Origin of the sequence: Pseudomonas pseudonitroreducens, assembly GCF_021603645.1 — a bacterium.
Classification (GTDB): Bacteria; Pseudomonadota; Gammaproteobacteria; order Pseudomonadales; family Pseudomonadaceae; genus Pseudomonas; species Pseudomonas pseudonitroreducens.
In genome coordinates this window covers 162,571-176,378 of the sequence record NZ_BQHJ01000009.1, presented here as the reverse complement: position 1 = coordinate 176,378, position 13,808 = coordinate 162,571, and the positions used below count along the sequence as shown (strand labels likewise).

General features: G+C 66.7%; 16 protein-coding genes. 4 read left to right on the top strand and 12 right to left on the bottom strand.

Features of this window, described 5'->3' with window-relative positions:
- Positions 1-40 precede the first annotated feature (40 nt).
- Positions 41-649, top strand: coding sequence for a DUF4893 domain-containing protein (locus L6D89_RS21945; RefSeq protein ID WP_236201163.1), 609 nt, complete (start codon positions 41-43; stop codon positions 647-649).
- A gap of 22 nt (positions 650-671) precedes the next feature.
- On the opposite strand, the gene L6D89_RS21940 is transcribed toward L6D89_RS21945, so the two are convergent.
- Positions 672-1,295, bottom strand: a complete 624-nt coding sequence (locus tag L6D89_RS21940) for a hypothetical protein (protein ID WP_236173984.1) — start codon at positions 1,293-1,295, stop codon at positions 672-674.
- A 104-nt stretch (positions 1,296-1,399) separates the two neighbouring features.
- Here L6D89_RS21940 and L6D89_RS21935 point away from each other — a divergent pair, with 104 nt between their 5' ends.
- The gene (locus L6D89_RS21935; protein ID WP_236173982.1) at positions 1,400-2,122 is read left to right on the top strand and encodes an RNA pseudouridine synthase; all 723 of its coding nucleotides are present in this window, start codon (positions 1,400-1,402) and stop codon (positions 2,120-2,122) included.
- A 248-nt stretch (positions 2,123-2,370) separates the two neighbouring features.
- Positions 2,371-2,637 carry a hypothetical protein gene (locus tag L6D89_RS21930; RefSeq protein WP_236173980.1) on the top strand — a complete coding sequence of 89 codons (267 nt, stop codon included), beginning with the start codon at positions 2,371-2,373 and terminating at the stop codon, positions 2,635-2,637.
- Between the two features lie 19 nt (positions 2,638-2,656).
- Here L6D89_RS21930 and L6D89_RS21925 read toward each other — a convergent pair whose 3' ends face one another.
- From L6D89_RS21925 to L6D89_RS21915, 3 genes are all read right to left on the bottom strand, one after another.
- A complete protein-coding gene (locus L6D89_RS21925; protein ID WP_236201162.1) occupies positions 2,657-3,481 on the bottom strand; it encodes an enoyl-CoA hydratase/isomerase family protein in 825 nt (274 codons plus the stop codon).
- Between the two features lie 82 nt (positions 3,482-3,563).
- Positions 3,564-5,378 (bottom strand): monovalent cation:proton antiporter-2 (CPA2) family protein, encoded by a 1,815-nt coding sequence (locus L6D89_RS21920; protein WP_236201161.1) that lies wholly within the window; start codon positions 5,376-5,378, stop codon positions 3,564-3,566.
- Positions 5,379-5,436: 58 nt separating this feature from the next.
- On the bottom strand, positions 5,437-6,150 hold the full coding sequence (locus tag L6D89_RS21915) for a lipoate--protein ligase family protein (RefSeq protein ID WP_236201160.1): 714 nt from the start codon (positions 6,148-6,150) through the stop codon (positions 5,437-5,439).
- Positions 6,151-6,414: 264 nt separating this feature from the next.
- Here L6D89_RS21915 and L6D89_RS21910 point away from each other — a divergent pair, with 264 nt between their 5' ends.
- Positions 6,415-7,617 (top strand): GGDEF domain-containing protein, encoded by a 1,203-nt coding sequence (locus L6D89_RS21910; protein ID WP_236201159.1) that lies wholly within the window; start codon positions 6,415-6,417, stop codon positions 7,615-7,617.
- 128 nt (positions 7,618-7,745) lie between these two features.
- Here the strand turns inward: L6D89_RS21910 and L6D89_RS21905 are convergent, their stop codons facing one another.
- From L6D89_RS21905 to L6D89_RS21870, 8 genes are read right to left on the bottom strand one after another with little or no spacing between them, the layout of a single operon-like run.
- Positions 7,746-8,150, bottom strand: coding sequence for a hypothetical protein (locus tag L6D89_RS21905; protein ID WP_236201158.1), 405 nt, complete (start codon positions 8,148-8,150; stop codon positions 7,746-7,748).
- A 23-nt stretch (positions 8,151-8,173) separates the two neighbouring features.
- Entirely contained in the window at positions 8,174-9,385 is a 1,212-nt protein-coding gene (ccmI, locus tag L6D89_RS21900) for a c-type cytochrome biogenesis protein CcmI (protein WP_236201157.1), read from the bottom strand.
- Positions 9,382-9,864, bottom strand: a complete 483-nt coding sequence (locus L6D89_RS21895; RefSeq protein WP_236173966.1) for a cytochrome c-type biogenesis protein — start codon at positions 9,862-9,864, stop codon at positions 9,382-9,384. The genes ccmI and L6D89_RS21895 overlap by 4 nt, the downstream gene beginning before the upstream one ends.
- A complete protein-coding gene (gene dsbE, locus L6D89_RS21890) occupies positions 9,861-10,403 on the bottom strand; it encodes a thiol:disulfide interchange protein DsbE (protein WP_017520316.1) in 543 nt (180 codons plus the stop codon). Before dsbE ends, L6D89_RS21895 begins: the two co-directional genes overlap by 4 nt.
- Before the next feature lie 2 nt (positions 10,404-10,405).
- The gene (locus tag L6D89_RS21885) at positions 10,406-12,379 is read right to left on the bottom strand and encodes a heme lyase CcmF/NrfE family subunit (protein ID WP_236201156.1); all 1,974 of its coding nucleotides are present in this window, start codon (positions 12,377-12,379) and stop codon (positions 10,406-10,408) included.
- A 2-nt stretch (positions 12,380-12,381) separates the two neighbouring features.
- Positions 12,382-12,867 carry a cytochrome c maturation protein CcmE gene (ccmE, locus tag L6D89_RS21880; RefSeq protein WP_045212029.1) on the bottom strand — a complete coding sequence of 162 codons (486 nt, stop codon included), beginning with the start codon at positions 12,865-12,867 and terminating at the stop codon, positions 12,382-12,384.
- Positions 12,864-13,040, bottom strand: a complete 177-nt coding sequence (gene ccmD / locus L6D89_RS21875) for a heme exporter protein CcmD (protein WP_081519307.1) — start codon at positions 13,038-13,040, stop codon at positions 12,864-12,866. The genes ccmE and ccmD overlap by 4 nt, the downstream gene beginning before the upstream one ends.
- Positions 13,037-13,783, bottom strand: a complete 747-nt coding sequence (locus L6D89_RS21870) for a heme ABC transporter permease (protein WP_236173963.1) — start codon at positions 13,781-13,783, stop codon at positions 13,037-13,039. The genes ccmD and L6D89_RS21870 overlap by 4 nt, the downstream gene beginning before the upstream one ends.
- Between the last annotated feature and the right edge of the window lie 25 nt (positions 13,784-13,808).

The window sequence follows — 13,808 nt, the reverse complement described above, 5'->3', positions numbered from 1 at the left end:
GCTTGCACCGCGGGATTTCCCCTGCAATGGAATGCACAAGATGTCGAAACGCTGCTCCCTCACCGCCGCCCTGCTCGCCGCCGGCCTGCTGCTCTCCCCGCTGGCCTTCGCCGAAGAACCCGCCATCGTCTGGCCGGCGGTGGTCAACGCTGCTGACCAGCAGCGCCTGACGACCCTCGATGGCGAGGTCAAGCGCCTGCTCGACCAGCTCCAGCAGAGCGAAGACGAAACCACCCGCAACGAAGCACTGAATCTCTACCGTATCGTGCTGGAAGATCCCGAGCCGCTGGCCGACGCGGCCCTGACCGGCAACTGGAAATGCCGCTCGGTGCAGATCGAAACGGAAGCGCTGTACGGCTACCCGAACTTCAAGTGCTCGGTGCGGCAGACGCCCAAGAGCCTGTACCTGGAGAAGACCAGCGGTTCGCAGCGCATCAGCGGCTACCTGCAACGCCTGGACGACAAGCAGTTGGTATTCGTTGGCGGCGCTTCGGTGAACGACGACCCGCAGGTGGGCTACAGCGGCCTCGAACAGGCCGCCGCGCGCGAGACCGATGTGGTCGGCGTGGTGCGCAACTCGCATGACGGCTTCGTGCTGCTGGTGCCCGAGCAACTGGGCGGCTACAACCTGTTCCGCTTCACTCGCTGAGCCCAGCCACACCAGCAAAGGCCTAGAGCAGCGCCACCATCTCCTTGAGCGTCACCGCCCAGGTGCCCTTCGCGTTGAGGTAGCGATAACCGAAGCGCGAACCATTGGCCTGGGTGGTGAGCACCGCGTTCCACGCCAGCCCGCGCTGCAGGTCATGGGCCGGATCGAGCAGGAAGAAAGCGTCGTCGCTCATCCCCACCGCCAGGCACCAGTGGCGGATGTCGCTGTCCTTGCGACCGTGGAAGCCCAGCACCACCGGGATATTCTCCTCCAGGTGCCGCCGGGTCAGTTCGACCATCCGCGTACCATTGCCGCGCTCGACGCGATACTCCTTGTCGCTGATAACCTTGAGCAGTTCCAGCAGGTCGGCGCCGGTGGTACCGACGCGTACCAGCGTCTCATGCTCGTTCAGCGCCTCCATCAGCCGCCCGTAGCGGGTCCGCGAATCCACCGGCGCCAGCCCCTTGGCCTGGCGCCGCGCCAACTGGTTGCGGGCGAGCATGGCCATCACCAGGCAGTAGGGGCCGCAGGCTCCGTCCATGTCGCCCTGGCGCAGGTGCACCTTCTCTCCGCGCTTGTTGATCAGGCCGCCGCTGCCGTGCTCGTCCAGGTCCCAGCCCAGGCCGTCGATCAGGGTGATCCGCATCGCGCTTCCTCTTTGCTTGGTCTGAGGTTGTGACCGGATACGGCACGGATCATTCCGCCGGCTTGCGGTTACAATGGACGCTTTCCCCTGCCTGGTTACCTGAAATGTCCGAAGCCATCCGCCTCTCCAAACGTCTCGCCGAGCTGCTGCCCTGTTCGCGCCGCGAAGCCGAGCTGTATATCGAGGGTGGCTGGGTCACGGTGGACGGCCAGCGCGTGGAGGAACCGCAGTTCAAGGTCGACAGCCAGCGCATCGAACTGCTGCCCGGCGCCTCGCCCGAGCCGATCCCGCCGGTGACCATCCTGGTGCACAAGCCGGTCGGCCTGGGCAGCGGCAACGGTGCCAACTCCGCCCAGCAACTGCTGACGCCGGACAAGCGCTGGGCCGAGGACAACCTGCAGCAGCGCCTGCTGCGCAAGCACTTCGGCCATCAGTTCAACACCACGGTGCTGGAGACCGACGCCAGCGGCCTGCTGGTCTACACCCAGAGCCGCGGCGTGCAGCGCCGGCTGGTGGACGAGGCGGACAACATCGAGCACGAATATGTGGTCGAGGTCAGCGGGCAGATCGCCGACAACGGTCTCAAGCGCCTGTGCCGTGGCCTGGTGATCGACGGCCGCGAGCTGCCGCCACTGAAGGTCAGCTGGCAGAGCGAGAACCGCCTGCGCTTCGCCGGCAAGCAGTTCCGCCCCGGGCAGATCGCCGCCATGTGCCGGGCTGTCGGCCTGCACGCCCTGTCGATCCGCCGCCTGCGCCTGGGCGGCGTGGCCATGGGCAAGCTGCCTGCTGGCCAGTGGCGCTTCCTGCAGCCGGGCGAGAAGTTCTGAGCGTCTACAAGACCAAGGTCGCAGGCGCCCGCGAATAACCTGGGCACCTCTCTAACTCGCGGCATCCAGCCGCTATCGATAGCGTCGATAGTCACCAGTCGACGCATTCAGTTCTCTTGATAGTCCGTGCGCGGCATCTTTGCCCCATCAACTCGCTGGCAGGAGATTCGCCGGCCCCGCAGTCGGGCCGCAGGGGCGAACGAGCTACTCGCGAGACGCCCCCAACGGATCGTCAAGAGGACACCATCATGCAAGTCATTCTCGATTTCCTGCTGCTCGTTGGCTCCCTGGTGGAGTTGCTGCTTTACGTCGCGCTGGCCAGCGTCGTGCTCGCCACCACGCTGCTGGCCGGTGGCATCGCCGTGCTGACCCTGCGCTCGCCAGGCTCGGCCGTGGTCATTCCCGACCGTCGCCCTTCGGCCAGCCGCCAGCCGCGCCCGGCGGTCAAACACCAGTTGGCCCGGCCGGTGCTGGTCGCCGTGGCGAACGAGCCGATCCTGGCGAAGACCGCGTGAAGCCGTCCTCGCCAGCGGTTCAGCCCGGGTAGCGTCCGAGCGCGGCCCCCAGGTCGCGTTCGAGTTCCCCGTCCCGCTGGCCGCCGTTGTCCATCATCCAGCGCACCCGCTCCAGCGTCCCGGGCGCGGACATGTCACCAACGAAGCGCTGCGACTCCTCCACCAGTGCCGCCTGGTCTGCCGCCGTCACCTGATCCACTACCGCCTTCACATGGGCGATGCCCGCCGCCGGGAAGGCCGCGATCCGGCGCGCCAGGGCCTCGCAGAAGCCTTCCAGTTCCGCGTCCGCCAGTGCCCGGTTGATCCAGCCATAGCGCTCCGCGGTGTCCGCAGCGAAGTCCTCGCCCCCCAGGCAGACCTCCAGCGCCCTGCCCCGTCCCAGCATCTGCGCCAGCCTTACCGTGCCACCGGCTCCGGGCAACAAGCCGACTGCCACTTCCGGCTGACCGAGCAGCGCACGCTCGCGGGAGGCGAAGCGCATGTCCAGCGCCAGCAGAAACTCGCTGCCGGCCCCGCGGGCGCGGCCGCGCAGCTCGCCAATGGTCACCTGCGGCAGCCGGCTGAAACGACTGAACAGCGCGCTGAGCGGGCTGGCCATGCCCACGGGCAGCTTCATTGGCGGCGCGTCCAGCTGGCTGCCGAGGTCGTAATGGGCGAGGAAGAAGTCCGGATTGGCGCTGCGGAACAGCACCACGCGGGTATCGCTGTCGCGCTCCAGCTCATCGGCCAGGTGCAGCAGGTCGATGACCATGGCGCGGTCGATCAGGTTGATCGGCGGGTGCCGGAAGCTCACCACGGCTACGCCGTCGCGGTCTTGCCGAGTGAAAGTGCGGTAGTCGCTCATTGTCGGGCCTCCATTGCGAAGGCCTGAGAATGCGCCGGGGCGGCGGGCCCGCCCCAGCACTATCGATACGCGGAATGGCCCGTCAGTGGTGGCCGATGCCCTGGTCTTCCAGGTGGTCCGCCTCGAACAGGGTTTCCAGCTCCTTGCGCGCCTCGCGGACGGTCTGGATCACCGCGGTCTCGTCGTCGTAGACGCGGTACTGGGCCATCAGCACCGCTTCGTCGTGACGCTTGAAGCGGCGAATGCGCGCAGCCACCTGTTCCTCGTTCAAGCCCAGGCCGGTAAGCAACAGGCGGCTCATTTCCAGGCTGGAATGGAAGGTCTCGCGCACCGGCGTCGCGTCGGCATCCAGCAGGTGGTAGACGTGCTGGCGGTTGCGCGCCCGACCGATGACCTTGATGTGCGGGTAGAGCTTGCGCACCAGCCTGGCCGTCTCGATGTTGGTCTGCGGGTCGTCGGTGGCGACGACGAAGAACTCGGCCTTTTCCACCTGGGCAGCGCGGAGGATTTCCGGGCGTAGCGGGTCTCCGTAGAAGATCGGGATGTTGCCGTAGCTGCGAGTCAGCTCGATGGTGTCCACCGAGGTATCCAGCGCGACGAAGGGCACGCCCTGCGCGCGCATGATACGTGCGACCACCTGGCCCATCCGGCCCATGCCGGCGATCACCACGCGCGGCGCATCGTCGGGCAACTGGCGGTACTCCGGCGGCGGCTCGCGCAGCACGGCCGGCTTGGGCTTGATGTTGCGTGCCAGGGCCAGCACCATCAGCGGCGTCATGGCCATCGACAGGGTGATGCCCAGCACCAGCAGCGAATGCATGTCGGCGTCCATCAGTCCTTGCGCCGCCGCCAGCTTGAACACCACGAAGGCGAATTCACCGCCAGCGCCGAGCAGCACGCCCAGGCGGATCGCCGAGACCTTGTCCAGGCCGCCCGCCAGGCGCCCGACAAGGAACAGCAGCGGCAGCTTGATCGCCACCAGCAGCAGGGTCAGGCCGATGACCCGGAACGGCTCGTTCTTCAGCAGGCCGAGATCGGCGCTCATGCCCACGCTGATGAAGAACAGCCCGAGCAGCAGGCCCTTGAAGGGCTCGATCTGCGCTTCCAGCTCGTGGCGGTACTCGGAGTCAGCCAATAGCAGGCCGGCGAGGAAGGCGCCCAGCCCCATGGAGACGCCGGCCTCCTCCATCAACCACGCCGTACCGACCACGACCAGCAACGCGGTGGCGGTGGACAGGTCCGCCTGGCCGGTACGCGCGACAGAGCGGAACACCGGGCGCAGCAGGAAGCGCCCGCCGATCACCACCACGGCGATGCTGCCCACCACCTCGATCACATGGGCGACGTCGCCACCGGGAGCCAGGCTGTCGGCACGCGCGCCCAGCAGCGGGATCATGGCGATCAGCGGGATCGCGGCGATGTCCTGGAACAGCAGGATGGCGAACGCCAGGCGCCCGTAGGGACTATTGAGTTCCTTGCGCTCGGCGAGGATCTGCAGGCCGAAAGCGGTGGACGACAACGCCAGGCCGCCGCCGATCACCACGGCAGTATTGAGCGGCAACTCGAACACCAGCACCGCCAGGCTCGCCAGGGCCAGCGCGGTGAGCAGCACCTGCGCCAGGCCTACGCCGAACACCTGCTTGCGCATCACCCACAGGCGCTTGGGCGACAGTTCCAGGCCGATGATGAACAGCAGCAGCACCACGCCCAGTTCGGAAAGACTGGCGACGCTTTCCGGGTTGTCGATCAGGCCCAGCAGGTACGGCCCGATGATCACCCCGGCCAGCAGGTAGCCCAGTACTGCACCGAGTTGCAGGCGCTTTGCCAGCGGCACCATGAACACTGCGGCGATCAGGAACACCACCGTGTATTGCAGGTAATTCGTCCCATGTTCCATGTATCAAGACTCCTTGGAAGAGTTGGGGCGAAGCGAAGATCCACCCACGTCGTTCATCTCACACATCCAGCACCACACCCTCGGCCAGCAGGTGCCGCTGGAACTGCCCGGCCAGGGCCTCGACCTGTTCCCAGGGCCGCTCGCAGCGCTCGTCCAGCGCCACGTGGCTGCTGGCGCGCACGCGCGCTTCGAGCCCGCAGTGCGCGTAGAAGGCATTCACCGCCGCGACCATCGGCTCGCGCTGGTTCTCCATCAGGATGGCGCCGTGGGCCAGTACCACATAGCGCCCGTCGCTGGGCCGGCGGCGCCAGCGCTGGGCCGTGCCCACCAGCTTGCGGCCGCCCAGGTTGACGTTGTAGCGGCCATCGCAGAAGGCACCCTCCACTTCCCCCAGGCCCGGATCGAGACCGAGGGCGGCCAGCCAGTCGCACAAGGGCTGGCACAGGCGCAGGTACGCGGTTTCGATACGCGTCTGCTCGTTGTCGCTCGGCGGGATCGCGTAGACCAGCGCGACATTGAGCACTCCCGCGGACTGCGGCACCGGCTCGCCGCCGGTGTCGCGCAGGGCGATCGGCCAGCCGAGCCCGGCACAGGCGGCTTCGGCGGCGGCAAAACCTTCCAGGCGGCTCAGTCGGCGGGGCATCACCAGGGATTGTTCTTGCGGGCGCCAGAACAACAGGCCGCTGTCGCGCTCACCGGCGAAGGTAGCGTCGAGCAGCGCACGCTCGGCATCCAGACCTTGCTGCGCCGACAGTCGTTGCACTCTTTTCATGACAGCGTCCTTGGGGTTGGTGATGCGGCTGCATCGGTTGCGCAGCAGCTTGCCTGGCGCGATCCGGGGTGCGGACTATGCCCGCAGAGGGATTATCCGACAATGTTCCAGGCCAATTTGTTGCCGATCCCGGAAATTCTCGATAGTGGACTGTGACTGCCTGTCTGTCGCATCGGGTCACCTCCGGCGCGATCAATCCCGCAGTCCGGCGGCTGCGCGTCTATCCTGTTGCTGGCCAGCACTAGCGCAGGAGGCCCGAGCCCCGTGTCCAGGACGTTGCTTCAGCGGCTGCACCATGCCATTGCCGTCAACGACGCACTGGCCCTGCCGATCGCCCGGGAAAACCTCCGCCGCCTGTACTTCTCGGCTCCGCTGGCGGTGCTGTTCGATCTTATCCACATCATCGTGTTCAGGCTCAACCTGCAAGGGGCGAGCCCGGAGCACGACGGCTGGAGGATGGACATCATCCGCATCCATGCAACGGTCGCCGTGCTGTTCTCCCTGCTCGGCCTGCTGGCCTGGTTCGCCGCGCCGCCACGCCGCAGCGCCGCGCTGTGGTACATGCAACTGCTGACCCTTCTGGGCAGCACCCTGCTGCTGGGGTTCGGCGTCGCCATCACCAGTGCCGACCAGCAGGTGACCAGCAGCATCACCCCGTTCCTCATGGCGTCGGTGGCCACCGCGCTGATTCTGCTGCTGCGGCCACGGCTGGCCGTCACCCTCTACATCCTCGCTTTCGCCGCCTTCGAGCTGGCGATGGCCCTGACCCAGGCCGACCCGCAACTGCGCCTGTCCAACCAGATGGGCGGGCTGACCATCTGCGGCATCGGCGTGGTGCTGTCGTTCATCCTCTGGCACAGCCATGTACGCAACCTGCGCCAGCGCGAGTTCCTCCGTCAGCAGCGGCTGGAACTGGAGGAAAAGAACCGCCAGCTGGAATACCTCGCCGGCCACGATCCGCTGACGGGACTGTTCAACCGCCGCCAGTTCGACCAGTTGGTCAGCATGGAGCTGTCGCGCGTCGCCCGCCAGCCGGCGCCGATCAGCCTGCTCATGGTGGACCTGGATCATTTCAAGTTCATCAACGACCGTTACGGCCACCCGCTGGGGGATGAGGTCATCCGGCACACCGCCAGCCTGCTGAGGAACTACACGCGCACCGGTGACAGCGTGGCGCGCCTGGGCGGCGAGGAGTTCCTGCTGCTGTTGCCCGACACCTCGCAGCCCCAGGCGCGGGTGATCGCCGAGAAGGTACGCCGCCTGCTGGAAGAAACCCCGCTGCCGATGAAGGACGGTCTGCTCTACCTCACCGCCAGCTTCGGCATCGCCAGCCTGGCGGCGGGAGTACCGGGCACCTACGAGGGGCTCTACGCGGCGGCCGACAAGGCCCTGTACAAGGCCAAGGCCAGCGGGCGCAATCGGGTGGAGGTGATCGAACTGGGGACTGAGATGGGGACGTTCGACTAGCGCGTGAACTCGCGGCTACCAGGAGGCGTAGGAGCGGACTTTGTCCGCGATTGGCTGAGCCGAGCTTCCCGTTCGCCCGGAGCGGCGGCGAGACGATCGCGGACAAAGTCCGCTCCTACGAAATCTTCTTACTGCGCGTACTTGCGCGTCAGTCCCGGCGGCACGCCGCTGCTGTCAGTCTCGGTCCAGGGGCCTTGCGGGCCGACACCCCAGTACCAGCCGTTGTCCCAGTGATAGTAGGTGCGCTGGCGGTAGTAGAGGTCCTTCTGGCCCTGGATCACGTAGACGCCGAGGCTGGCGTCCCAGCGCCCCTTGCCACCGGGCGGCGGGGCGAACTGGGTCGGGCGCTTGGCGGCCGGTGCAGTGCTCGGCTGCGGGGTGATGGGCGAGCTGGAGGTCTTGGCCGGCGGGATCGGCTTGCTCGGCTGCGAGGGCGGCGACGTCTGCACGGGCGGCTGCTCCGGCTGCTGCGGTTGCACCACGCAACCACCCAATACCAGCATGGCGCCCAGCGCCAGCAATCTGCCCTTCATCGCTCAACCCTCTCTTGTTCGTCTTACTTCTGGTCCGGGCTGTCGATGGTCACGCTCTGCTCGCCCGCGTTGGCAGTAGACAACGCTTCGCTGCGTCCGATCCATTCTCCGGTGATGGCATTGCCGGCACGGGAAATCCGCGCGACGAGCTGCACCTGCGGGTGCTGCGAAAGCTTGAGCTGCGGCATCATCGCATCGGCGTCGCTCAGCGAGACCTCGCTGGGCAGGTCGGAGACCTTCAGGCGCTTCACCGCCAGCGGCATCGGCGGGCCGCTCACGGCACGGGCGAAGACGAACACGCTGTCGTCCGGCTTGACCTGGCCCTTCACGGCGGCGGTCAGGTCGACCTTCACCTTCAGGGTTACGCCAGCGGTGGCAACGGCAGCCGGCGCCTCGGGCGGGGTCTGGCCCTTCTCGAGCATGCGCTGGCGCGCGCGCTCGATACCGCCGGCAATGGCATCGCGGGACGGATCGTCCTGCGGCAGCACGGTGACCAGACGGCCCCAGTAATCGATGGCGTCGGCGTACTTTTCGTCCTCGAACGCGGCAATACCGAGCAGGCCGAGGGTGGTGACCTCCTGCGGGTCCTTCTTCAGGGCTTCATCGGCCAGGCCGCGGACTTCCGGGGTGAGTGCCTTGTCACCAGCGAAATACAACGCCTGGGCCCACTGCCCGAGCACTTCCGGCTGGCGGCCGGAAAGACGCGCGGCCTGCTCGAAGGCCTTGGCGGCGTCGGCGGCGCGGTTCTGGGTCATGTAGGCGCGGCCGAGGAAGTACCAGCCCTCGGCGGAGTCCGGCTGGGCCTTCAACGAACGCTCGAGGCGCGAGGTCATCTCTTCCATGGACTTGGGCGCCGTGGCGAATTCGCGGGCCAGTTCCACCTTGTCACTGGCACCCCAGTGCAGGTACAGCCCCAGGGCCAGGAACGGCAGGACCAGCGCGGCCACCAGCGGCGCGGCGCGGCCAAGGCGGGAGCGACGGTCTTCGCCGGCACCTTCGGTGTCGGAGAGCAGTTCGCGGGCCGCTTCGGCGCGGCCAGCTTCGAACTGCGCCGCGTCCAGGGTGCCGGCATCACGCTGGGCACCCAGCTCGGCCAGGCGCTCCTGGTACAGGGCAACGTTGAGGGCGGTGCGGTCTTCCTCGGCCTGGGCCTTGCGGCCACGCAGCAGAGGAACGAGGAGGAATGCCAGGGCGACCAGCAACAGCAGGCCGGCAGCGAGCCAGAAATCGATCATTTGTCTTGGTTATCCAGCAATTGGTCGAGACGCGCCTGCTCCTCGGCGGACAGCGTGGTGGAAGTGGCCGCAGCCGGGCGACGGCGGCGCACGACGATGGCGCCGATGACGATCACGCCCAGGCCCAGCAATGCAGCGGGGCCGAACCAGAGCAGCCAGGTGCGCTCGCTGACTTCGGGCTTGTAGCGCACGAACTCGCCGTAGCGGTCGACCATGTAGTCGACGATCTGCTGGTTGCTCTTGCCGGCCTCCATCTGGGTGTAGATCTGCTTGCGCAGGTCGGCGGCGATCGGCGCGTTGGAGTCGGCGATGTCCTGGTTCTGGCACTTGGGACAGCGCAGCTCGGTGGTCAGGTCGCGGAAACGCTCGCGCTCGGCATCATTGGCGAATTCGTAGGTATCGATGGCGGCGTGGGCGATGCCGGTCAGGCACAGCCCCAATCCAAAAGAGAATGCGGCGGCGGCAAGCAGGCGCTTCATTTGCCCTCCGCTTCGTCGACCAGACCCTGGTAGATCGGTGCCAGCTGTTCACGCCAGACCTTCTCGTCGACGGCGCCAACCAGCTTGTGGCGGATGATGCCGTCCTTGTCGATGATGTAGGTCTCCGGCGCGCCGTAGACGCCCAGGTCCAGGCCCAGGGTGCCCTGCGCATCGGCGATGTTCAGCAGGTAGGGGTTGTGCAATTCCTTGAGCCACTTCTGCGCGGCGGCGCCGTCATCCTTGTAGTTGATGCCGTAGATCACCACGCCCTTGGCGGCGAGATCGGTGAGCACCGGGTGCTCGAAGCGGCAGGTCGGGCACCAGGTGCCCCAGACGTTGACCAGTGCCGGCTTGCCCTTGATATCGGCCTCGGTGTAGGTCTTGCCCGGCTCGGTGACGCTGGGCAGGGAGAACGCCGGGAACGGCTTGCCGATCAGCGCCGAGGGCAGCTCGCTGGGGTCCAGCCACAGGCCACGGAAGAGGAACACCGCGACGACCAGGAAGATCGCCAGGGGCAACAGCAGGATCGCACGCTTCACACTCAGGCTCCCTGTCCGGCGAGGCCCAGAGCCTCGCGTACACGCGTTTTCACTTTCAGCCGGTAACGCCGGTCCAGCGCCGCCAGCACGCCGCCCAGGGCCATCAGCAGGCCGCCGAGCCAGATGAAGCGCACGAACGGCTTGATGTGCACGCGCACGGCCCAGGCGCCGTTGTCCAGCGGCTCACCCAGGGCGACATAGAGGTCGCGGGTCAGGCTGCCGTGGATGCCGGCCTCGGTCATCATCGAGTTCTGCACGCTGTACAGGCGCTTCTCCGGGTGCAGCACGGCCACTTCCGAACCCTTGCGGGTGACGCGGATGGTGCCCTTGTCGGAGGTGAAGTTCGGGCCCTCGAAGTGATGCGTGCCCTCGAAGCGGAACTGGTAGCCGGCCAGCTCGACCGACTCGCCCGGCGCCATGCGCAGGTCGCGCTGGGCGCTGAACTGGCTGGTGAGCACCACGCCGATGGCGCAGATGGCAATCCCGAAGTGCGCCAGTTGCATGCCCCAGTAGCTGCGGTTGAGGCCCGCGGCACCAGCGATCACGCCCTTGTGGCGAACCTTGTCGAAGAAGTCGCGTACGCCGGCCAGCACCACCCAGGCGGCGAGCATGAACACCGTCAGTACTTCCCAGTGCAGTTCGCCATACAGGAAGCTGCCGAGGCCGCCCAGCACCACGGTGCCGATCAGCACCGGAGTGAGCATGTTGCGCAGCCAGCGGGTCGGCGTGTCCTTCCAGCGCACCAGCACGCCGAACGCCAGGGCTAGCATGAGGATGGCAATCAGCGGCACGAACAGCGCGTTGAAGTACGGCGGGCCGACCGACAGCTTGGCGCCGCTGATGGCGTCGAGCACCAGCGGGTAGAGGGTACCCAGCAGGATCATCGATGCGGTGACCACCAGGATCAGGTTGTTCAGCAGCAGCAGGGTCTCGCGGGACCACAGGGCGAAGCCGACCTGGCTCTTGACCACCGGCGCGCGCAGGGCGAACAGGGTCAGTGAGCCACCGACCACCAGCAGCAGGAAGGCCAGGATGAATACGCCGCGCTCGGGGTCCGAGGCGAACGCGTGCACCGAGGTCAGTACGCCGGAGCGGACCAGGAAGGTGCCCAGCAGGCTCAGCGAGAAGGCCGCGATGGCCAGCAGCACGGTCCAGCTCTTGAATACGCCACGCTTCTCGGTCACCGCCAGCGAGTGGATCAGCGCGGTGCCGACCAGCCAGGGCATGAAGGAGGCGTTTTCCACCGGGTCCCAGAACCACCAGCCACCCCAGCCCAGCTCGTAGTAGGCCCACCAGGAGCCGAGCACGATGCCGATGCCGAGGAAGGTCCAGGCCACCAGCGTCCAGGGCCGCGACCAGCGTGCCCAGGCGGCGTCGAGGCGGCCGCCGAGCAGTGCGGCAATGGCGAAGGCGAAGGCCACCGAGAAGCCCACGTAGCCCATGTAGAGCATCGGCGGGTGGAAGATCAGGCCCGGGTCCTGCAGCAGCGGGTTGAGGTCGTTGCCGTCGGCCGGCACCTGCGGCAGCAGGCGGCTGAAGGGGTTGGAGGTGATGATCAGGAACAGCAGGAAACCGGTGCTGATCATGCCCATCACGGCCAGCACACGGGCCAGCATCACTTCCGGCAGTTGGCGGGAGAAGACCGACACGGCGAAGGTCCAGCCGCCGAGGATCAGCGCCCAGAGCAGCAGCGAACCTTCGTGGGCACCCCATACGGCGCTGAACTTGTAGAACCACGGCAGCGCGCTGTTGGAGTTGCTGGCGACGTAGGCCACCGAGAAATCATCGTGGAGGAAGGCCCAGGTCAGGCAGCCGAAGGAGAACAGCAGGAAGGCGAACTGCCCCCAGGCTGCCGGGCGCGCCAGGCTCATCCACTGGCGATCGCCGCGCCAGGCGCCGACCAGCGGGAAGAACGACATCACCAGCGCCATGCACAGCGCAAGGATCAGCGAGAGGTGGCCGAGTTCGGGGACCATCGTCAGTTGCTCCCTTGTTGCGGCGCGGCGTTGCCGCTCTGGCTGGCTTCGTAGTGCTCCAGCTTGCCACTGTCCTTGAGCGCCTTGGTGACTTCCGGCGGCATGTATTTCTCGTCGTGCTTGGCCAGCACTTCATCGGCCGTCAGCACGCCGGCCTCGTTGATCTTGCCGAGGGCGACGATGCCCTGCCCTTCGCGGAACAGGTCCGGGAGGATGCCGCGGTACTTCACCGTGACTTCCTTGGCGAAGTCAGTGACCACGAACTCCACGTCCAGCGAATCCGCCGAACGCTTGAGCGAGCCCTTCTCCACCATGCCGCCGGCGCGGATGCGCGTGTCGTGCGGCGCCTCGCCGTTGGCGATCTGGGTTGGGGTGTAGAACAGGTTGATGTTTTCCTGCAGCGCCGACAGCGCCAGGCTGACGGCGACGCCCACGCCGGCGACGATGGCGAGGACGATGTACAGACGCTTCTTGCGGACCGGATTCACTTGCTGGCCTCCCGGCGCAGACGACGCGCCTCTTCTTGCAGGTAACGCCGGCGCGCCACGATCGGCGAGACGACGTTGATCGCCAAAACCACCAGGCAGATGGCGTAGGCGGACCACACGTAAGGGCCATGGTGACCCATGGCGAGGAAATCGGAGAAGGACTCGAAACTCATAGCGCGCGCTCCACCACAGCCTTGACCCAGCTCGCGCGGGCCTCGCGCTTGAGCACTTCCAGGCGCATGCGCATCATCAACACCACGGCGAAGAAGCAGTAGAAACCGGCGACCATCATCAGCAGCGGAATCCACATCTCCGGCGGCATCGGCGGCTTCTCGGTGAGGGTGAAGGTGGCCGGCTGGTGCAGGGTGTTCCACCAGTCCACCGAGTACTTGATGATCGGGATGTTCACCACGCCGACGATAGCCAGCACCGCACAGGCCTTGGCCGCGCTGTCACGGTTGGTGATGGCCTGGCCGAGAGCGATGATGCCGAAATAGAGGAACAGCAGGATCAGCATCGAGGTCAGGCGCGCGTCCCAGACCCACCAGGCGCCCCAGGTCGGCTTGCCCCAGATGGCCCCGGTGACCAGTGCAACGAAAGTCATCCAGGCGCCGATGGGCGCGGCGCACTGCACGGCGACGTCGGCGATCTTCATCTTCCAGATCAGCCCCACCGCACCGGCCACCGCCAGCATCACGTAGCAGGACTGGGCGAGGAACGCCGCCGGCACATGGATATAGATGATCCGGAAGCTATTGCCCTGCTGGTAGTCCGGCGGCGCGAAGGCAAGGCCCCAGACGGTGCCGGCAACCATCAGCAGGATCGCGGCGGCCGCGAACCAGGGCATCCAGCGTCCGCTGATCTCGTAGAACCACTTGGGCGAGCCAAGCTTGTGAAACCAAGTCCAGTTCATCATCAGGCTCTGTAATTCAAAGCTCTAG